The organism is Patulibacter ginsengiterrae (assembly GCF_056269115.1).
The window spans coordinates 626,783-645,070 of the sequence record NZ_JBWDOG010000001.1; the positions used below are offsets into that span (position 1 = coordinate 626,783).

Genomic DNA, 18,288 nt, shown 5'->3' on the forward strand with positions numbered 1-18,288 from the left:
GTGTAGCGTGCCGCTACCGTGATCCCCACCCGCGAGCAGCGTCCCCAACCAACCGGGCTCGAGCCCACCGTCCGGGCCGGACGCCGGGGCATCGATGCGGCACGGGTGGAGCACCACGCCGACGCGGTCGCCCGCCCGATCGAGGTGCGCTGATGCGTCGCCACCGGAAGTGCTGTCTGCGTACGGGCCTCGGCCTGCTGGGCCTGGTGGTCGTCGTCGGCGTCGCGCTCCGCGTGAGCCCGTGGCCGGGAGCGATGGCGATCCGCGTCGTCTTCAACTACGAAGGCTCCAAGGTCCGCGACGCGATGGAGGCGCACAAGCCGCCGGTCCCGGTGAGCACGATCGCCGATCAGCGGTACCAGCCGCAGAACGACGACGCGACCCTCGACGTGTACTTCCCCGAGCGCGTGCGGGACACCGACGAGCGCCTGCCCGTGATCGTCTGGACCCACGGCGGAGCCTGGCTGTCCGGCGACAAGCGCCAGGCGGCGCCGTACTTCAAGCTGCTCGCGGCCGAGGGCTACACGGTGATCGCGATGAACTACGCGCTCGCCCCCAACCACACCTACCCGACGGCGATTCGGCAGATCAACGACGCGAACGCGTACATGCAGGCCAACGCCGCCCGCTTCCACGTCGATCCCGACCGCGTCGTCCTGGCCGGCGACTCCGCCGGGGCCCAGCTGGCGAGCCAGACCGCGGCGCTGATCACCAATCCGGCGTACGCGGCCGAGGTCGGGATCGAGCCGACGCTGAAGCCGAAGCAGCTGAGCGGGGTGATCCTCTACTGCGGGATCTTCGAGGTGCAGGGGCTGACGCAGGACGATCCGAACCTGCCGAAGATCGTCGGCTGGGGCGCGGACGTCACCGTCTGGGCCTACGCCGGGACGAGGGACTTCGACGATCCCATGATCCGCCAGATGTCGCCGTACTTCCACGTCACCAAGGACTTCCCCGCGGCGTTCATCAGCGGCGGCAACGGCGACGCCCTGACCAACGTGCAGTCCAAGCCCCTGGCGAAGAAGCTGGACGCGCTCGGGGTCGAGGTGACCGAGCTGTTCTACCCCAAGGACCACCGGCCGTCGCTGCCGCACGAGTACCAGTTCGACCTCGACGACGCCGACGGCCAGAGGGCGCTGCGTCAGACGATCGCGTTCCTCAGGGCACGGACGTAGGCGCCGGAGGCGGGAGCGCCCCGGCTTGCGCGGTCGAGGCCGCCGGCCTGGCACGATCGACACTCACAAACGTGCTCTGCACAACAGCACGCACCAGCACACCACCTTCGTCTCCGGCCCGATCTTGCCCTCAGGTGGTGCCGTACACTCATCCAATGCCGGAAGACGGAACACGAATCGCGGTCCGTCTCGCCATGGCTTTCGGCGTTCTGGCGATCGTTGCGTGGGGGTTCACCAACTGGGCAGGTGTTCACGCAGCGAATCTCCCCGGTCCAACCCTGAGTGATTGTGGACGCGTTGGCGAGCGGACCGAGATCTGCACCGACGACCAGCTTCGCTGGGAAGACCGAATCGACGTCATGGTGGCCGTTGCGGTCGCCCTGACGGCACTGGCGGTGATCGCGGCCGTCTCGGCGATCGGGATCAAGCTGGCCACGCTCGCGGGACGCCATCGAAACGACCGCGCCTGAACGGGCACAGGGCGGCCCCCGACGAACGCGAACAGATCCTGCACCCCGACGGGCCGGTGACGAGTGCGTCTCCGTTGCCCTGGACCGCGATCCCGGTCGCCGGGCCGACATCGACCGCCCACCGCGGGCTCAAGATCGAGAAGCTGTCGGCCAGCATCGCCCCACCGGAGAGCACACCACCAACGGCAAACGCCGCAAGCCGGCCGGCCCCCAAAAAGACATTCTCTCGACAGGGAAGAAGGAAGGCGCTCCGTATACGCAGCGGCGATCGAGGCGTTTAGCGCACGATGTGCGCATCCACCCAAAAACCGCGATACACAATATAGACATCCGAATGCGACAGCAACACCTTCGGTGCCATGCACGTACTCCCTCGCCGGAATCAGTCAGCGGCGGCCACCACCTCGTCGAACAACCCCAGCGGATCGGCCGCCTCCGCCGTCCGCACCTCCTCCAGCCAGACCCGGAACGCCGCGACCGCGCGGGCCACGAGCAGCCGGATCCGCCAGTCGTCGCGGGCCGGCTCGGGGCGCCGCGCCAGCAGGTGCTCGACGATGCTGCGCTCGCGGTCGGCGAGGCGGACCAGCGGTGAGGCGTGGACCGCCTCGGTCTCGGCGACGACCCGGAAGAAGGCGCTCAGGCGCTGCCAGTGCTCGAGCATGTACTCGGCGAGCTGACGGAGGCCCAGGACGAGCGCCTGCTCGTCGCCCAGCTCGGCCGGCGCGGCCGCGATCGAGGCCTCGACGCGGGTCGCCATCTCCTGGATCGGCTCCAGCAGGACCTCCGCCTTGGCCGGGAAGTAGCGGAAGAAGCTGCGCGGGGCGACATCGGCCGCCGCGCAGATCTCGGCCACCGAGACCTCCGCGAAGCCGCGCTCCGCGAACAGCTCGATCGCGACGTCGGCGACCTTCGCCTTCGCCTCCGCGCGCTTGCGGTCCCGGAGCGAGAGCGGGGCGGCCGCCTCCGGCACGTGGGGCGGGCCCGTGGATTCCGACGTCGGTGCCGGACCGGCGGGCGCGCCGGCCCGTCGACTCGTCGGGGTCGTGTCGGAGGGACGGCCCATCAGGCCCAATATTCTGGCAGATTATGACTCGAGACAGAAACTGCCAGGAGAAGCATGTCGTCCCCCGCCCCCACCGCCCGCACCCAACCCAACGCCCCGGAGCCCTCCGCCGACGACGGATGGGCGCCGCACCAGATCGCCGCGCTGACGATGATCGCGATCTGCGGGGTGCTGGTCGCCCTCACGCAGACGTTGCTCGTCCCGGTCCTGCCGGCGATCCAGGCCGACCTCGGCAGCACCACCAGCGACACCCAGTGGCTGCTGACCTCGACGCTGCTCGCCGCCGCGATCGCCGTCCCGGTCTTCGGGCGCCTCGGCGACCTCTACGGCAAGCGCCTGATGCTGCTCGCCGCCGCCGGCTCGCTCGTCCTCGGCTCGCTGATCTGCGCGCTCTCCGACAGCCTCGCCTGGATGATCGTCGGCCGCGCGATCACCGGTCTCTCGGCCGCCGCGATCCCGCTCGGCATCAGCCTGATCGGGACGATCCTGCCCCCGCGCCGCGCCGGCACCGGGATTGCCCTGGTCAGCGCGACCCTCGGCATCGGCGGCGCCCTCGGCCTGCCGATGGCGGCGCTCGTCGCCGAGCACGCCGACTACCACGTGCTCTTCTGGATCTGCGTCGCCGGCGGCCTGGTCGCCTGCCTCGGGATCGGCTTCGCGGTCGCCGATCCGCCGCGGACCGCCAAGGGGCGGCTCGACTTCGCCGGCGCCCTGCTGCTGAGCGTGGCCCTGGTCTGCCTGCTGCTCCCGCTCTCCCAGGCCACCAGCTGGGGCTGGGGCGACACGCGAACGATCTCCCTGCTCGTCGTCTCGATCGTCGTGCTCGGGATCTTCGTGGCCTTCGAACGCCGCTCGACATCCCCGCTGGTCGACGTGATCAGCAACGCCCGCCCCGCCCTGCTGCTGACCAACGTCGCCTCGCTGTGCGTCGGCTTCGCGCTGTTCGCGAGCCTGATCGGGACGGCAGCCTACGTCCAGGCGCCGGTCGAGTCCGGCTACGGCTTCGGCTCGTCGGTCCTCGCCGGCGGCCTCGCGATGCTGCCCAGCGGGATCGCGATGCTGCTGCTCTCGCCCGTGTCGGCCAAGCTGTCGGTCCGCTTCGGCCCGAAGGTCACCCTCGCGCTCGGCGCCACGATCGTCGCGCTCGGCTTCCTGTTCCGGATCGCCTTCGTCGACCACTACTGGCAGATCGTCGTCGGCACCACGATCGCCGGCGCCGGCACCGGGATCGCCTACGCCGCGATGCCGAGCCTGATCCTGCTGGGGGCCCGGAAGTCGGAGCTGGCCGCCGCCAACGGCCTCAACGCGCTCTTCCGGACCGTCGGCAGCTCACTCGCGAGCGCGATCGGCGGCACCCTGCTCGCCGCCCAGACGATCGCCCTCGCCGGCCACGAGCTGCCGTCGCTCGGGGCCTACCAGACCCTGTTCGCGATCTGTGCCGGGGCCGCGATCGTCGGCGGCCTGATCTCGCTGCTGATCCCGACGGCGAGCCACGACGAGCCGGAGGCAGCCGCGGCCACGTAGCCACGGCCACGGGGGCGCCGGCTCAGCCCGGCGTCCCCGTCACCTCGAGCTCCGCCGTCGCGGTGACGGTCGTCGGCGGCTGACCGACGGTCAGGTCGACGACGTAGCGGTAGCGCCCCGACGGGAAGTGGGCCGGCACGACCTGGCCGACGGACTTGGACTGCCCGGGCGCGAGACCCCAGATCTCGAGGGTCATCGCCGGCGGATTCGTGCCTGCGGGGTACGGCGGCGGCCCGACCCACCGGCCGTCGACGAGGCGCTCCCAGCGCACCTGCCCCCAGTCGGACCGGAGGCACTGCGCCCCCTCGCTGGTGTTGGAGAGCCGTGCCGGGGCCATCTCGCCAGCGGCCACGACCGTGCGCTCCAGGACCAGGCTCGCGGTCGCGACACCCTGGTCCGGGGACGCCTGGGGCGACCAGCACGACGAGATCGGCGGCGGCGGGACCGGCAAGCTCGGCGCCGGCGGCGTCGCGGCCGGGGTCCGCAGCGTCACCTGGTAGCGGTGGGGTCCGGTCCGTACGGCCAGGCGGAAGCGGGCGCCGTCCTCGGTCGGGATCCGGACGACCACGCGACCGTGGCGCGCCCGCCTCGAGCTCAGGCCACGCAGGACCCGTCCGCTCTCGGCCGCCCGGGCGAGCGAGACCCGGACCACGCGGTCGCCTCGCACCCGCGAGCGACCGACCCGGACGCTGATCTGCTGGCCGGGATCGACGGTCACGGCCTTCGCCCCCAACGGGACCGACGCGCGGATCCCGAGCTTGGAGGGCGCCGGCGGCGCCGCGGCCGCGGTCGATGGGCCGACGAGGAGCGCACCGGTGAGGCCGGCGAGCGCTACCGCGCCGATGGCAGTTCGAGAGGTTGCTGGACGCACGGGATCCGTTCGTGGGCACGGGGACGACGAGACGCGGCGACCGTACCAACGCCCCGCCCGAGCGGGCGCCGATTGCCCGGTCGCTCGCACCGGCCGGGACGGGGCGCCAGGACCGCCGCGCATCCGGCCCGACGCTGCGGAGCGCCGGCCTCGGTACCCGGCCGCTCCGCACCGGTCAGCCGTCGGCCGCCTCACACACGACTGACCGCCGGTGCGGTCGTGGCGCGCTCGTCGTCCGCGCGCGACTCGTCGCCGCTCCTCGGCCGCCCGAACAGCGAGACGACCGCCGGCACCAGCACCGTCGAGACGACCAGCGACGCCAGCAGGATCCCGAAGCCCATCGCGAAGCCGACCTGGCGCTGGAAGTCGTCGGGGAACGCCCCGAGGGTCGCGAACGAGGCGGCGAGCACGATCCCGGCGGCGGCGATCGACGGTGCGACCGCCGTCACCGCCCGCCGCGCCGCGACCCGCCGCGATCCGCCCCGGGCGATCTCGGTCCGCAGCCGATCCGCCATCAGGATGTTGTAGTCGGTGCCGAGCGCGATCACGAACAGGAACACGATCAGCGGCAACGTGAACGCGACCCCGTCCTGCCCGAGCCCGATCTGGAAGACCCCGACCGTCGCGCCGATCGTGGCCGCGAACTCGATCCCGGCCACCGCCAGCAGCAGCAGCGGCGCGAGCACGCCCCGCAGGAGGATCACCAGGACCAGCCCGATCAGCAGCGCCGCGACGGGGAAGATCAGCCGGAGGTCGCGGTCGACCGCCGCCGCGATGTCGGCGTAGACCGCCGCCGAGCCGCCGACCAGGACCCGAGTCCCCTCCGGCGCCGCCTCCCGCGCCGTGTCCCGCAGCGGCCCGGTGACGAGGTCCATCCCGCGGCGGGTGGTGGCGTCGACCTTCAGCGCCACGCCGATCTCGGCCGCCTTCCGGTCCCGGCTCAGCCGCGGCGTCGCGACCCGGGCCACGCCCGGCACCCGGCGCAGCTCCCGCGCGAACGGCAGCAGCTCCTCCGGCCCGAGCGGGCGGGTGCTGGCGAGGAAGACCTGCTGCTGGTCGATCGTCCCCTTCGGCAACCCCCGCTCGAGCTCCTTGGCGACCCGGCCGGCACGCGTGCCCTCGTCGTGGGCCTGCTGGTCGTAGCTGAGCTTGACGCCCGGAGCGAGCGCAACGAGCGGGGCGAGCACGGCCACGCAGAGCAGCGCGATCCGGGCCGGCCGGCGCTCGATCGCCCGGCCGAGCCGCGCCGCTCGCCCGTCGCCGCCGCGGACCCGGTCGACCTTCCCGGGCCAGAACAGCTTGCGGCCGCCGACCGCCAGCATCGCCGGCATCAGCGTCAGCGCCGCCGCCACCGTCAGGGCGACCGAGATCCCGATCGCCGGCCCGAGCACGCGGAACTCGCCGAACCGGGCCAAGCCGAGGGTCGCGAAGGCGGCGATGATCGCGAGCCCGGCCGAGGCGACCGCCCGGCCGACCTCCTCCACGGTGCCGGCGGCGGCCTCACGTGGGGACTGCCCCTCCCGTAGCCGGCGCCGGAACGGGAAGGCCAGGAAGAGCAGGTAGTCGATCCCGATCCCGACCAGCACCACGCTGATCAGCTGCGGCGTCGAGCTGCTCAGCTGGAAGTCGAGCACGGTCGCCACCAGCGCGACCAGGCCGGTCGCCGCACCGGAGACCAGCACCACCATCAGCAGCGAGAGGAACGCCCCGAGCGGCCCGCGCAGGAACAGCAGCAGCAGGACCAGCACCGCGAGCGGCAACCCGATCCCGCTGATCATCTCGGCGACCCGCGAGTTGTCGGCGACGTCGGTGGCCGAGGCGATCCCGCCGGTCGCCCCGACCCGGTAGCCGGCCGCCTGCAGCTCGTGCTCCGCGTGCGAGCGGAGCTCCTTGAACGCCCGCTGGACGAGCGAGTTGGCCCCGTCGCCGACGAACTGGACGCTGCCGATCGCGAAGCGGCCCTCGGCCACCGTCGGCCCGAGCGCCGCCGACGCGACCCGGGTCTCGCGCACGCGGTCGCTCATCATGGCGCCGCCGCCCGCCGAGTCGTCGGCGGCGGCCTTGATCGCGTCCCAGTCCGGGCGCCAGCGGGTCAGGCCGGCGACGACCGGCCCCAGCCGCGCCCGGTCGGCCGCCGCGAGCGGCTTGCCGTCGCGGCGCCGCAGCACCAGGGTCACGTCGGTCGCGCCCTCGACGTGGCCGAAGGTCGCGCGGGCGAACGCCGTCGCCTCGGCCGACTCCGAGCCCGCGGGCAGGAACGCCGTCTGGTCGGTCGAGGTCACCGCCTCGGCTCGCAGCGTGCCGAAGGCGACCAGCCCCGCGGCCAGCACGAGCCAGACGCCGATGATCTTCCACGGATGACGGGCGACGAACGCGCCCAGGGCTCGGAACATGCCATCGATCGTGGCTCGCCGCCGACGGTCCGTCAGCGGCCGAAGGAGGGAACCCGATTGCCACTTTCGTCGCACTCCTCGCGGCACGATCGGCCGTACCCTGGAGTGATGCCCCGGTCGCAACGGCTCTCCGCGAGCAGGATCTGCACCGTCATCGCGGTCGCCATCGCGGTGCTGGCCGTCGCCGACGTCCTGCTCGAGCCGGTCGCCCCGGAGCTGGGCACCACCCGCCGCGGCGACCTGGGCGGCGTCGCTCTGGCGCTGCTGGCCGCGCTCCCGCTCGCCGCCGTCTGGCGGCACCCGTGGCTGACGACGACCGTGACCGTCGCGGCGGCGATGACCGCGATCCTGCTCGGCTACAGCGGCAGCATCTTCGTGCTGATGGCGATCATCGCGCTCGGCACCGCCTCCGCGTTCCTCTCGTGGCGGGAGTCGGCGCTGCTGTCCGCGCTGGTGCTCACCGCGATGGCCGTCACGGCGCAGCTCGCGCCCGATCCGCTGTCGCTGTCCGGGCTGCTGCTCAACGCGGTCGCCTTCGTGCTCGCGGCCCTGCTCGGCGCGGGCGCGCAGGTCCAGCGCCGCTACGCCCGCGACCTCGAGGAGCGCGGTGCCGAGCTGCTGGCCCTGCGCCAGGTGGAGACCCGCGCCGCGGTCGAGCACGAGCGCCTGCGGATCGCGCGCGAGGTCCACGATGTCGTCGGCCATGCGCTCGCCGCGATCACCATCCACTCTCGCGTCGCGCGCCGGCGGCTGACCAGCGATCCCCCGAGCGCGGCCACCGCGATCGACGAGATCGAGGCGCTGTCGACGAGCGCGCTCTCCGAGACCCGCGAGGCCATCGGCCGGCTCCGCAGCGACGACGAGCTCGCCGAGCTGCGCCCGCGGCCCGGCCTCGACGACCTCGACGAGCTGGTCGCCCGCCTCCGCTCGCCCGAGCTGCAGGTCGAGCTCGACCGCGACGCGGCGGCCGACGGGGTCTCGACCGCCGCCCAGGCCGCCGCGTTCCGGATCGTGCAGGAGTCACTCAGCAACGTCGCCAAGCACGCCCAGCGCGGCCGCGCCCGGGTCACGCTACGGCAGGCCGACGGGGTCCTCCGGATCGAGGTCGAGGACGACGGAGCCCCGGCCGCTCCGGGTCGCGAGGGCCACGGGCTGCCGGGCATGCGCGAGCGCGCCGCGGCGCTCGGTGGGACCTTCGACGCCGGCCCGGCGGCGACCGGCGGCTGGCTCGTCCGAGCGACGCTCCCGACCTCGCCCTCCGCCGCATGAGCATCCGCCTGCTGATCGCCGACGACCAGGCCGTCTTCCGGCGGGGCTTCCGCGCCCTGATCGGCGACGACCCCACGATCGAGATCGTCGGCGAGGCCGCCGACGGCGTCGAGGCGGTCGCGCTCGCCCGCCGCCGACAGGCCGACGTCGTGCTGATGGACGTGCGGATGCCGCGGATGGACGGCCTCGAGGCGACGCGTCTGCTGGCCGGGCCGGGCGTCGAGGACCCGATCGACGTGCTCGTCCTGACCACCTTCGACCTCGACGAGTACGTCTTCGGCGCGCTCTCCGCCGGGGCGGCCGGCTTCCTGCTCAAGGATGCCGAGCCGGAGGTGATCGTCGAGGCGATCCAGACCGTCGCGCGCGGCCAGGGCCTGATCGCCCCGTCGGTCACCCGCCGCCTGATCACCCGCTTCGCCCAGGTCTCCCCCGACCTCACCCGGCGCCCGCTGCTCGACGACCTGAGCCCGCGAGAGCGCGAGGTCCTGCTGCTGCTCGCGCGCGGCGGCAGCAACGCCGAGATCGGGGCGCTGCTGCACCTCGAGGAGGCGACGATCAAGAGCCACGTCAGCCGGCTGCTCGCCAAGCTCGGGCTGCGCAGCCGGGTCCAGGCCGTGATCCTGGCCTACGAGACCGGCCTGGTGACCCCGTCGGCCGGGGCTGCCGGCCGGCCCTAGTCGCGGATGTCGAAGTAGCCGTCGCCGCCGAGCACGAGCTTGCGCCCGTCGAGGGTCGCCGGCTCTCGGAGGCGGGCGGTGCCGCGGCACACCCCGCGAAGCACCCACCCGTCCGATCACGCACCACCATCGGTGGGTCATTTCGAAACCACATCCCTACCGGAGGGACCAACCCCATCGCTCCCGATTCCGCCAAGACCAATGCCAGACGGAGCGGTCGTCTTGCCCCGCCCTCAGCCGGCGCGATCGGCCGCGGCGTACGACACGCGACCGGCCCCATCCAGCTGCACGACGGCGAAGTCGGTGGCGCCGAACTTGGACGTGACCTGGCAGACGAAGTTCACGCCCTTGGCCTGGCGCACCACCTTGGGGCAGGTGACCTTCGCCGCGACGTCGCGCTGCTCGCGGATGCTCTGGGTGATCGCACGGGCGACCTTCTTGGTGTCGAGCACCCGCACCGCCGCCGCTGGCTTGGCGCCGGTCGTGGTCTTGTCGCCGTCGCTTGAGGACCCGCAGCCCACCAGCGTCCCACCGGCCACGCCTACGACGAGCAGACCCGCTCGTACCGCCCAAACATTCGCGAGACGCATCCGAACAATCCTATATAACCTGCCGGTCCCGGAAGTACATGGTCCGAAACACCCAACGTTGATGAGGAACTCCATGAGCCGATCCAAGGTCGCCTGGCTGGCTGCCAGCGCCGTCGCCGCCACCGTCACGCTCAGCGCCGCGCCAGCCGCCAACGCCAACGTCGGTTGCTACCAGCCGCAGGGCAACCGGCTGCTGCGGATCATCCCCGAGGCCCAGAAGTGTGGCCACGGCGAGCGGCGGCTCGAGTGGGGCGCCGGCTCGAGCGCGAGCGGCGAGCGGGGTTCGGCCGGCAAGAAGGGCACCAAGGGCGACAAGGGTGACGCCGGGGCTGCGGGTGCCGCCGGAGCCAAAGGCGACAAGGGCGAGACCGGCGCGACAGGTGCCGGGGCGCAGGGCGCGACCGGGACGCAGGGCGTCGCCGGGGCGACCGGTGCCACGGGTGCCACAGGTGCGGCCGGCCTCCAGGGTGCGGCCGGCGCGACCGGCCTTCAGGGCGTTCAGGGCGTGACCGGTGCCCCCGGCCCGACCGGGGCCCAGGGCCTCCAGGGCAACACCGGGGGCACGGGCGCCGACGGTGCCGTCGGGGTGACCGGCGCGGCCGGCGTGACCGGCGCGGACGGGGTGACCGGCGCGGACGGGGCCACCGGCGCGGATGGCGCGCAGGGCGCGACCGGGGCGACCGGGGCGACCGGGGCCGACGGCGCGACCGGCAGCCAGGGGCCTCAGGGCGCCACCGGCCCGCAGGGGTCCAGCGCGATCCTCTCGTCCAGCTCCGCCACCCCGGCGGTCGCGACGACCACCCTCGGCGGCCTGGTCGGAACCGTGTCCGTGCTGCCGCTCAACGGCGTCGGCAACGCCAACGGCGTCCCGGCCACGAGCGGGACGATCGACCTCACGTCGCAGAACACGACCGGCCAGCCGATCCCGCGAAACGGCACGATCACGAGCATCTTCGGGTTCCAGAGCCTGGCCACGTCGCAAGCGCTGGTCGGCACCACGGTCACGACCTACGTGCAGCTCTGGCGGGCCGACGACAACAGCAACAGCTACACGCAGGTGGTTGGCACGCAGGTGACGCTGACCCCCTCGCTGACCGGGGTCCTCACGCCCGGCAACACCTCGACCGGCACCGTCACCGGGCTCTCGATCCCGGTCACCGCCGGGTCGAAGTTCATCGTCGTCTACAGCGCGGACGCGAGCGGGATCAGCCTGGCCACCACGATCAACGCGAACGTCGGCGCCAGCGTCAGCATCTCCTAGTTCGGCCCGACGGGCTGACGTGCCGGCGCGGGTCTCGCCCGCGGCCGGCATGTCCGTCCGTCATCTCGTCGTTCGCTGGTAGGCGGACGGCGCTCTCGCGTTCGGGGATCCCGGACGACGCACACGTCGCCGGCCCTCGGGCCGGCGGCTGCTCGTTCCGGGCAACCGCTTCGCTCCGGTGCACCGGCAGCATCCCGGCCGGCCCTCGCCGGGCCTTCCTCCTCCGTCGGCCGCCCTCGCGACGCCCTACATCTGACGGTCGTCACCGTCCCGATCCGCCGGTACTCCTAGGGGCATGGATGAGATCGCACGCATCGACGTCTACGGCTACGACCTGACGTACGCCCACGGCACCTACGTCATGTCCGGCCAGCGGAGTGCGAACTCGCAGCCCTCGACGCTCGTCCGGATCACCACCGCCCGTGGCCTCGTCGGCTGGGGCGAGACCTGCCCGCTCGCCGGGACCTACCTTCCGACGTTCGCCGGAGCGGCGCGGGCCGCGATCGCCGAGCTCGCCCCCGTGCTGCTCGGGGCCGACCCGACCAACCTGTCCCACGTCAACGCCCGGATGGACGCCGTCCTGCTCGGCCAGCCGGCGGCCAAGAGCGCGCTCGACATGGCCTGCTGGGACCTCTTCGGACGGACGCTCGGGGTCCCGGTCTCGACGCTGCTCGGCGGACGCGTCAGCGAGCGCTTCCCGCTCTACGTCGCAGTCCCGCTCGACACGCCGGCGGCGACCCGCGCGTTCATCACCGCCCGTTGGGCCGAGGGCACCCGCCACTTCCAGCTGAAGCTCGGCAACGACCCGTACGAGGACGCCGGCCGGACGGCGGCGGCGCTCGAGGTGACCGGGGACGAGGGCCTGGTCGTCGCCGACGCCAACGGCGGCTGGAGCCTGCGCGACGCGCTGATCGCCGCGCGCCTGCTCGAGCCGCTCCCGATCCACCTCGAGCAGCCCTGCCGGGCCTTCGCCGACTGCGTGCAGGTCCGCCAGGCGACGACGCTGCCGATGATCTACGACGAGAGCGTGACCGACGCCGAGTCGCTCCTGGCCTCGGTCCGCACCGGCGGCGGCGGCGCGATCAACCTCAAGCTGTCGAAGGTCGGCGGCCTGACCCGCGCCCGTCAGATCCGCGACCTCGCGGTCGGGCTCGACATCGGGCTGACGATCGAGGACACCTGGGGCGGCGACGTCGTGACCGCGGCCGTCAGCCAGCTCGCCTCCAGCACCCCGTCCCGCTCGATCCTGACCGTCTCGTTCTTCAACGACTGGACCCAGGAGCACGTCGCCGGCTACCAGCCCCGGTCCGACCAGGGCTTCGGCTCGGCCCCGACCGGCCCAGGCCTTGGGATCGAGGTCGACGTCGAGCGGCTCGAGGCGCCGCTGCTGACCGTCGGCTGAGCGGCGGGAGAGACGCGGGCCCGGGAGGGACGCGGGCCGACGCGAGAGACGCGGGCCGACGGCGGGAGAACCACGAGACTCCGGCCGGGAGCCCCGACCGGAGCCGGCCTCGGGTGGTGTTCGCCCGACACGGACCGTTCTCGCGCCCGCCGTCCGCGCGCCGGGGTCGGACCGCGGCGCGACTCGGCCCGTGTGTCCTCCCGTCCCTCGCTACCCCTCCGCGAGCGCCCGCCGGTGGACCGCGGCGGCGATCACCGCGTCCTCCCACGCCATCCCGGTCGACTTGAACAGCCGGGGACGGTCGACGGGCAGGTCGACCGTTCCCCGGACCAGCTGGTCGAGCGGGATCAACGCCTCGGGCGCGCAGGTGCCGGCGGCGATCGCCTGGACGATCTCTCCCGCCTCACGCAGCGCCGACGAGCGCGACTCGACGACGACCGTCGCGCGGCCGACCAGCTGCTCGTCGAGCTCGCGCGCGGCGGGCTCGTGGGAGCCGACCGCGACGACGGTCGTGCCGTCCGCGACCAGACGACCGTCGAACAGCGGCTCGCGGGCCGAGGTGCAGCAGCAGACGATGTCCGCCTCGGGGACGTCGGACGTGGCCTCGCCAACGCGAGCGTCGAGGCCCGCCTCCCGGCAGCGGACGACGAAGGCGGCGGTCCGACCGTGGTCCCGGGCGACGACGTCGACGCGGTCGATCGGCCGGACCGCGCGGATCGCCTCGACGTGGGCCCACGCCTGGGGACCGGTGCCGAACACCAGCAGCCGCCGGGCCTCCGCCGCCGCGAGCCGGCGCACCGCGAGCGCCGAGACCGCCGCCGTCCGCAGCGCCGTCAGCGCGACCGCGTCGAGGATCGCCGTCGGCGCCAGCGTGCGGTCGTCGAACAGGACCACGACCCCCTGGATCCGGGGCAGTCCGTGCTCCGCGTTGCCGGGCGCGACGCTCGCCAGCTTGACCGCGACCGCCTGCGGGGAGGCGGACGGCATCACCAGCAGGTGGCCGGTCGGGGCCGGCACGTTCCCACGGGCCGGATCGTCCTCCGGCTGGAGGCCGTCGCGCAGGGCCGCCTCGAGCGCGTCGATCGCGTCGATCGGCGACAGCAGCCGCCGGATCGCATCGCCGTCGATCATCGCGAGGGCACTCCGGGTCGAGTCGTCGTCGGGAATCTCGCCGTCGCTCATCGCCGAAGGCTACGGCGGCCGGGTCCCGCCCCCGTGCGACGTTCGCCGGAGGTTGCCGCGCCTCGCCCCGACGTTGTGCGGGGGCGTGGGCGGGCGGGCGCGAGGGCATGGGAGGGAGGGCGGGCGGGCGCGAGGGCAGGCGGGGCGCGACGCAGCAGCTGATGCGGATTGTGGGCCGTATAGGCGGTAAATCCGCATCGGTTCGCGTGGCCCGCCTCGCCTCAGACCACCAACCCGTGCCGGACCGTGTTCTCGGTGACCGCCCGCGCCTCGACGAACTGGAGCAGGTAGTCGGGGCCGCCCGCCTTCGGGCCGGTGCCGGAGAGACGACCGCCACCGAACGGCTGGCGGCCGACCATCGCGCCGGTGATGTCGCGGTTGACGTAGAGGTTGCCGACCGGCATCCGCCGCTCGACCTCGGCGATCGTCCGCGGGCTCCGCGAGTAGACGCCGCCAGTCAGCGCGAACGACGAGGCCTCGACGATCTCGCAGGCGCGCTCGATGCTCGGGACCCGCTCCAGCGCGACCACCGGGCCGAAGATCTCGTCGGTCACCACCGGCGAGTCCGCCGGCAGGTCGACGAACAGGGTCGGCGCCGCGTAGTACCCGTCCGGCGGCAGGTCGGCGACCGTCGCCGCCGGGGTCCCGCCGAGCGCCACGTAGCGGGCGACCCGCTCCTGCGACTCACGGTCGATCACCGGCGGCACGTCGGTCCCGAACTCCTCCGGCGGCCCCACCCGCAGGGTCGCGATCGCCCCGGTCAGCCGCTCGATCAGGGCGTCGGCGACCTGCTCGTGGACGATCACCCGCGACGCCGCCGAGCACTTCTGGCCGGCGAACGCGAAGGCCGAGGCGACGATCCCGGGGACGACGTCGTCGAGGTCCGCGTCGGCGTCGACGATCAGGCAGTTCTTGCCGCCCATCTCGGCCACGACCCGCTTCAGGTGCCGCTGGCCGGGCACGACCTTCGCGGCCTGCTCGAGGATCTGGAGCCCGGCCGCGCACGAGCCGGTGAAGGCGATCGTCGCCACCCCCGGATGCGCCACCAGGGCCTTGCCGACGTCGTCGCCGCCCGGCAGCAGCTGCACCACGCCGCGGGGCACGCCGGCGGCGTGGAGCACCTCGACCAGCAGCGCGGCACAGGCCGGGGCCTGCTCGGCCGGCTTCAGCACCACCGCGTTGCCGGTCGCCAGCGCCGCCGAGGTCATCCCCAGCGCGATCGCGAGCGGGAAGTTCCACGGCGCGATCACCGCGGCGACCCCGCGGCCGACGTAGCGCAACGCGTTGCGCTCGCCCGGGAGCTGGATCAACGGTCGCCCGGCGTCGAGCGCGGCCGCGCCGAGCGCGTAGTACTCGAGGAAGTCGATCGCCTCGCAGACGTCGGCGTCGGCCTCCGCCCACGGCTTGCCGCACTCACGGAGGGCGACGGCAGCGGCGTCGAGCCGGCGCTCCCGCAGCAGCGAGGCCGCCCGCTGGAGGATCGCCGCGCGCTCCGCCCCCGACAGCGCCGCCCAGGCCGGGAAGGCCTGCTCGGCGGCGACGACGGCCGAATCGGCGTCGGCCGCGGTCGCCTCGTGGACCTCGGCGACGACACGCGTCGGATCGCTCGGGTCGACCGAGCTGCTGACCTCGCCGGGCGCACCGGGATCGCCCGCCGTCTGCGGTCGGACGGTCAGCGGAAGCCGGGCGTCGAGCGCGGCCAGGGCGGCCGTCGCCCGCTCGCGGACGTCGGCGCGGCGCAGCTCGAGGGCCGGCTCGTTGAAGAAGCTCATGGGGCCTCCAGGAGGGTTGTGAGGTCGACGCCCGTGGCCTGGGCGCTGAGGAAGGAGTCGTTGCTGGTGTTCTCCAGCAGCCGCCGGACGAGGTACGCCATCCCGGCGACGAGGTCGCCGACCGGGCAGTAGCAGCGGACCCGCCGGTCGGCGGCGAGCAGCGCGGCCAGGGTGTCGTCGCCGAGCCCGCGCAGGACCTGGTGCTCGATGTCGGCCCCGCGGGCGTCGGCGTAGGCGGCCGCGTGGGCGATCGAGCGCAGGTTGTGGGAGGCGATCGCCGCCCGCACCCGGCCGTCGAGCGAGGCGTCGACGAGCCGGCGGGTCAGGGCCTCGAAGTTGCGGTCGCAGGCCCGCCGATCGCGGAAGACCGGCACCGGCCAGCCGTGCTGGGTCGCCTCGATCAGCTCGTGGTCCCAGTACGCGCCCTTGACCAGGCGGATGCTGAACGGCACCCCGCGCGGGACCTCGGTCGTCCAGGCCAGCAGCCGCTCGAGCTGCTCGGGCGAGTCGGTCAGGTAGGCCTGGAGCACGATCCCCGCCTGGGGGCCGTCGGCGAACTCGGGCTCGGCGAGCAGCCGCAGCAGCAGCTCGGTGATCGATTCGCGGGTGTCGAGCGACTCCATGTCGACGTGGAGGTGGGCGTCGAGGTCACGGGCGACGCGCAACAGCCGTCGCAGGCGCGGCTCGGCCCCGGCGATCCCCCGCTCGGGGGCGTGGGCGCGCAGCTGCGGGGTCAGCGCCGAGACCTTGACCGAGAGGTTCACGCGGGCGATCGGGCCGGCGGCGTCGCGGTCGAGCAGCGGTCGTGGCGGGAGCGTCGCGGCCGCCGCGTGGAGGGTCCGGAGCGTCTGCTCGCAGCGCTCGGCGTAGGAGTCCGCCTCGTGCTCGGTGAAGGTCGCCTCGCCGAGCAGGTCGACGGTCGCCGCGGCACCGCGCTGCCAGAGGTCGCCGAGACCGGAGCGGGCCGAGACCGCGTCCTCGCCGACGATGAAGCGGTGGGCCATCTGGCGGACCGCCGCAGCGGCGATCGTCGCCGTCACCGCCCGTGTCGTACGGCCTTCCGCGAGGCCGGAGCCGCGCCGGCCGAGCCAGGATTCATCGGCCTCGGCCAGCAGCTCGGCCAGGTGCCGGGCGACGTCGCGGCGGTCGCGGCAGGCCGGGCGCACGTCGACGAAGCGGAAGAGCGCGGCGCGCAGCTGCTCGTCGTCGATCATCGCCCCCATCACGCGCCGCTCGGCGACCGCGGCGGGCGTCCGCCGCGGACGCGGCAGCGACCGACCGAGATCGGTCCCGATCCGGGTGATCGCCGGTTCCAGCTGCTCGACCTCGGGGCTCATCGTTGCCATGCCTCGATGATCCGCCTGTCGGCCGTTCGATACCAGGGCTCACGGTCTCGATCTTCCACCGAATCCTGCGACAGCTGTCGCAAGCGCTAGGGTTGCCCGGTGACCGGCGGACTCCAGGACCTGATCGACGAGCTCGCCGACCGCATCGGTCGTCCCGTCGCGCTCGAGGACCGCCGTTGGCGGCTGCTCTCGTTCAGCGCCCACATCGACCCGGACGACCGCGTCCGCCAGGCCTCGATCCTGACTCGCGAGGGCCCACCAGCTGCCGCGGCGTGGCTGGAGTCGCTCGGCGTCGGCCGCGCCCGCGACCTCGTCGACACCCCCGCCAACGACGAGATCGGGATCGGCCCGCGGACGTGCGCCCCGGTCCGCCACGGCGACGCCCTGCTCGGCTACCTGTGGGTGATCCCGGGAGCGGCGCCGCTCGACGCGCACGACCGGGAGACGCTGCGGGCCTCCGCGAGCGCGGTCGCGTCGCTGCTCTGGCGCGACCGGGCGAGCGAGGCCGAGACGGTCGCGCTGCTGGCGGCGGTCCTCGACGAGCGCGACCCCGGCGCCCGCCACGTCGCGGCGGACGAGCTGCGGCGCCACCAGGACTGGCCGGCGGGCGGGAGCTACGCCGTCGCCGTCGCCGCGGTCCACGCCGGGGCCGACCCCCGTGACCTCGGGACCCGGGCGGCGCGCGGCTGGCCGCGACGGGACCTGGTCTGGCGGCCGTCGCCGACCCGGGTGACCGTGCTCGCGCGGCTCTCCCCCGGCCGCACCGCCCGCGAGGTCGGAGACCTGCTGCGGCGGGCCGGCGCCGACCACGCCGGAGCCGCCACCGCCCGCGACCTCGCCGACGGCCGCGTCGCGCTCGGCGACGCGATCGACGCGCTGACGGTCGCCACCGCGATCCCCGATCGCGGCCCGGTCGCGGCGGCGGAGGAGCTCGGCGCCTGGGTTCCGATCGCCCGGGCCTGGACGGCGGAAGGACGGCCGTCGACCCCGCCCGCGGTGCTGGCCCCGCTGCTCGCCCGCCGCGACGCCGAGGCGCTGCTGGCCGCGCTCGAGGCGACGCTCGACCGGGCCGGCGACGTCGCCTCTGCCGCCCGGGCGCTCCACGTCCACCGCGCGACCCTCTACCGCCGACTCGACCGGATCGGCGAGCTGACCGGACTCGACCTGCGCGACGGCGGCGACCTGCTGCTGCTCCACATCGCCGTGCGGACCTGGCGGCTCGCCCGCGCCTGAGGCCGGGCCGGGGACGGGGGCGAAGCCAGAGCCGGGCCAGGGCCCGGGGCCGAAGCCGGG

The 18,288-nt window shown here is 74.0% G+C and carries 16 protein-coding genes; 9 read left to right on the forward strand and 7 right to left on the reverse strand.

Annotated features, from left to right (window positions below; all coding sequences use genetic code 11):
* Window positions 1–18 precede the first annotated feature (18 nt).
* The 3 genes from ACVUH9_RS02715 (at window position 19) to ACVUH9_RS02725 (ending at window position 1,645) form a co-directional block, all read left to right on the forward strand.
* On the forward strand, window positions 19–153 hold the full coding sequence (locus ACVUH9_RS02715) for a hypothetical protein (protein WP_475753689.1): 135 nt from the start codon (window positions 19–21) through the stop codon (window positions 151–153).
* The gene (locus tag ACVUH9_RS02720; RefSeq protein WP_475753691.1) at window positions 153–1,175 is read left to right on the forward strand and encodes an alpha/beta hydrolase; all 1,023 of its coding nucleotides are present in this window, start codon (window positions 153–155) and stop codon (window positions 1,173–1,175) included. The genes ACVUH9_RS02715 and ACVUH9_RS02720 overlap by 1 nt, the downstream gene beginning before the upstream one ends.
* 155 nt (window positions 1,176–1,330) lie before the next feature.
* Window positions 1,331–1,645 (forward strand): hypothetical protein, encoded by a 315-nt coding sequence (locus tag ACVUH9_RS02725; protein ID WP_475753693.1) that lies wholly within the window; start codon window positions 1,331–1,333, stop codon window positions 1,643–1,645.
* Between the two features lie 382 nt (window positions 1,646–2,027).
* Here the strand turns inward: ACVUH9_RS02725 and ACVUH9_RS02730 are convergent, their stop codons facing one another.
* Window positions 2,028–2,708 (reverse strand): TetR family transcriptional regulator, encoded by a 681-nt coding sequence (locus ACVUH9_RS02730; protein ID WP_475753695.1) that lies wholly within the window; start codon window positions 2,706–2,708, stop codon window positions 2,028–2,030.
* A gap of 54 nt (window positions 2,709–2,762) precedes the next feature.
* On the opposite strand from ACVUH9_RS02730, the gene ACVUH9_RS02735 reads away from it, so the two are divergent.
* Window positions 2,763–4,232, forward strand: coding sequence for an MFS transporter (locus ACVUH9_RS02735; protein WP_475753697.1), 1,470 nt, complete (start codon window positions 2,763–2,765; stop codon window positions 4,230–4,232).
* Between the two features lie 22 nt (window positions 4,233–4,254).
* Here the strand turns inward: ACVUH9_RS02735 and ACVUH9_RS02740 are convergent, their stop codons facing one another.
* Together ACVUH9_RS02740 and ACVUH9_RS02745 are read right to left on the reverse strand one after the other, a co-directional pair.
* Window positions 4,255–5,103 (reverse strand): hypothetical protein, encoded by an 849-nt coding sequence (locus ACVUH9_RS02740; RefSeq protein ID WP_475753699.1) that lies wholly within the window; start codon window positions 5,101–5,103, stop codon window positions 4,255–4,257.
* Between the two features lie 191 nt (window positions 5,104–5,294).
* Complete coding sequence (locus tag ACVUH9_RS02745) at window positions 5,295–7,496, reverse strand: MMPL family transporter (protein WP_475753701.1); 2,202 nt, start codon at window positions 7,494–7,496, stop codon at window positions 5,295–5,297.
* Between the two features lie 108 nt (window positions 7,497–7,604).
* Here ACVUH9_RS02745 and ACVUH9_RS02750 point away from each other — a divergent pair, with 108 nt between their 5' ends.
* Window positions 7,605–8,765, forward strand: a complete 1,161-nt coding sequence (locus tag ACVUH9_RS02750) for a sensor histidine kinase (RefSeq protein ID WP_475753703.1) — start codon at window positions 7,605–7,607, stop codon at window positions 8,763–8,765.
* A complete protein-coding gene (locus ACVUH9_RS02755) occupies window positions 8,762–9,442 on the forward strand; it encodes a response regulator (protein WP_475753705.1) in 681 nt (226 codons plus the stop codon). Before ACVUH9_RS02750 ends, ACVUH9_RS02755 begins: the two co-directional genes overlap by 4 nt.
* Before the next feature lie 233 nt (window positions 9,443–9,675).
* On the opposite strand, the gene ACVUH9_RS02760 is transcribed toward ACVUH9_RS02755, so the two are convergent.
* Entirely contained in the window at window positions 9,676–10,032 is a 357-nt protein-coding gene (locus tag ACVUH9_RS02760) for a hypothetical protein (RefSeq protein ID WP_475753707.1), read from the reverse strand.
* 73 nt (window positions 10,033–10,105) lie between these two features.
* Between ACVUH9_RS02760 and ACVUH9_RS02765 the strand changes: the two genes are divergently transcribed.
* Window positions 10,106–11,293 carry an exosporium glycoprotein BclB-related protein gene (locus ACVUH9_RS02765; RefSeq protein WP_475753709.1) on the forward strand — a complete coding sequence of 396 codons (1,188 nt, stop codon included), beginning with the start codon at window positions 10,106–10,108 and terminating at the stop codon, window positions 11,291–11,293.
* A gap of 295 nt (window positions 11,294–11,588) precedes the next feature.
* Window positions 11,589–12,695 carry a mandelate racemase/muconate lactonizing enzyme family protein gene (locus tag ACVUH9_RS02770; protein WP_475753711.1) on the forward strand — a complete coding sequence of 369 codons (1,107 nt, stop codon included), beginning with the start codon at window positions 11,589–11,591 and terminating at the stop codon, window positions 12,693–12,695.
* Between the two features lie 210 nt (window positions 12,696–12,905).
* Here the strand turns inward: ACVUH9_RS02770 and ACVUH9_RS02775 are convergent, their stop codons facing one another.
* The 3 genes from ACVUH9_RS02775 to ACVUH9_RS02785 form a co-directional block, all read right to left on the reverse strand.
* Window positions 12,906–13,877 (reverse strand): ornithine cyclodeaminase family protein, encoded by a 972-nt coding sequence (locus ACVUH9_RS02775; RefSeq protein ID WP_475753713.1) that lies wholly within the window; start codon window positions 13,875–13,877, stop codon window positions 12,906–12,908.
* A 221-nt stretch (window positions 13,878–14,098) separates the two neighbouring features.
* Window positions 14,099–15,649, reverse strand: a complete 1,551-nt coding sequence (locus ACVUH9_RS02780) for an aldehyde dehydrogenase family protein (protein ID WP_475753715.1) — start codon at window positions 15,647–15,649, stop codon at window positions 14,099–14,101.
* The gene (locus ACVUH9_RS02785) at window positions 15,646–16,995 is read right to left on the reverse strand and encodes a proline dehydrogenase family protein (RefSeq protein WP_475753717.1); all 1,350 of its coding nucleotides are present in this window, start codon (window positions 16,993–16,995) and stop codon (window positions 15,646–15,648) included. Before ACVUH9_RS02785 ends, ACVUH9_RS02780 begins: the two co-directional genes overlap by 4 nt.
* Before the next feature lie 99 nt (window positions 16,996–17,094).
* Between ACVUH9_RS02785 and ACVUH9_RS02790 the strand changes: the two genes are divergently transcribed.
* Window positions 17,095–18,228, forward strand: a complete 1,134-nt coding sequence (locus ACVUH9_RS02790) for a helix-turn-helix domain-containing protein (RefSeq protein ID WP_475753719.1) — start codon at window positions 17,095–17,097, stop codon at window positions 18,226–18,228.
* Window positions 18,229–18,288: the final 60 nt, after the last annotated feature.

Bases quoted from the DNA above. Each gene is read 5' to 3' on its own strand.
- ACVUH9_RS02775 (WP_475753713.1), bottom strand. From the start codon at position 13,877: ATGAGCGACGGCGAGATTCCCGACGACGACTCGACCCGGAGTGCCCTC.
- ACVUH9_RS02730 (WP_475753695.1), bottom strand. From the start codon at position 2,708: ATGGGCCGTCCCTCCGACACGACCCCGACGAGTCGACGGGCCGGCGCG.
- ACVUH9_RS02780 (WP_475753715.1), bottom strand. From the start codon at position 15,649: ATGAGCTTCTTCAACGAGCCGGCCCTCGAGCTGCGCCGCGCCGACGTC.
- ACVUH9_RS02765 (WP_475753709.1), top strand. From the start codon at position 10,106: ATGAGCCGATCCAAGGTCGCCTGGCTGGCTGCCAGCGCCGTCGCCGCC.
- ACVUH9_RS02755 (WP_475753705.1), top strand. From the start codon at position 8,762: ATGAGCATCCGCCTGCTGATCGCCGACGACCAGGCCGTCTTCCGGCGG.
- ACVUH9_RS02785 (WP_475753717.1), bottom strand. From the start codon at position 16,995: ATGGCAACGATGAGCCCCGAGGTCGAGCAGCTGGAACCGGCGATCACC.
- ACVUH9_RS02725 (WP_475753693.1), top strand. From the start codon at position 1,331: ATGCCGGAAGACGGAACACGAATCGCGGTCCGTCTCGCCATGGCTTTC.
- ACVUH9_RS02770 (WP_475753711.1), top strand. From the start codon at position 11,589: ATGGATGAGATCGCACGCATCGACGTCTACGGCTACGACCTGACGTAC.
- ACVUH9_RS02735 (WP_475753697.1), top strand. From the start codon at position 2,763: ATGTCGTCCCCCGCCCCCACCGCCCGCACCCAACCCAACGCCCCGGAG.
- ACVUH9_RS02745 (WP_475753701.1), bottom strand. From the start codon at position 7,496: ATGTTCCGAGCCCTGGGCGCGTTCGTCGCCCGTCATCCGTGGAAGATC.
- ACVUH9_RS02750 (WP_475753703.1), top strand. From the start codon at position 7,605: ATGCCCCGGTCGCAACGGCTCTCCGCGAGCAGGATCTGCACCGTCATC.
- ACVUH9_RS02720 (WP_475753691.1), top strand. From the start codon at position 153: ATGCGTCGCCACCGGAAGTGCTGTCTGCGTACGGGCCTCGGCCTGCTG.
- ACVUH9_RS02760 (WP_475753707.1), bottom strand. From the start codon at position 10,032: ATGCGTCTCGCGAATGTTTGGGCGGTACGAGCGGGTCTGCTCGTCGTA.